At 34.0% G+C, this 520-nt stretch carries 2 protein-coding genes; both read left to right on the top strand.

The genetic code is table 11. The annotated features are described in order from the left end of the window. Positions 1-135: helix-turn-helix domain-containing protein (locus ACYVL2_RS20130; protein WP_460546582.1), on the top strand; the 135-nt coding region annotated here is incomplete at its 5' end. After that, positions 132-494, top strand: coding sequence for a hypothetical protein (locus tag ACYVL2_RS20135; RefSeq protein WP_460546581.1), 363 nt, complete (start codon positions 132-134; stop codon positions 492-494). The genes ACYVL2_RS20130 and ACYVL2_RS20135, both read left to right, overlap by 4 nt. Positions 495-520 lie beyond the last annotated feature (26 nt).

Genomic DNA, 520 nt, shown 5'->3' on the forward strand with positions numbered 1-520 from the left:
GTTGATGATAATACTCTAAATGTCTACATGACGCGTACGCGTAAAAAACTAGGGGATGTTGGTATCGAAAAAGCGATTGAAACAATTAGAGGTACAGGCTATATGCTGCGGATTCAAGAGGAAAATAAAGCATGAAGCTGTTTTTTAAAGAACATCTTCCTCTTACATTTTTTTATCTTATCCAATTGGGTTTAGTATGTACGATTTTTGCGTTAGATGGTTTTCGAGACATTTTTACTGTTCTTTATGCTATTTTAATCAGCACCGTTATCTACATCACTTATTTATGCTATCGCTACTATACAAACAAAACATTTTATAAACACCTGTCAAATCCCTTACATAAGTCAGAAGACAGCATATTGTCTGAAGAGGAGTCTCCGCTTTCAGAAGCGTTAAAAGAACTGCTGGAGAGTCAATTTCGAAGCTTTCATAATGAAATGTATCACTATCAAAATAAGCTTAATCAACATATTACATTTCACGAGTGTTGATTATCCAAAATTAGACAGACTTATCC

The organism is Glycomyces halotolerans, assembly GCF_054779575.1.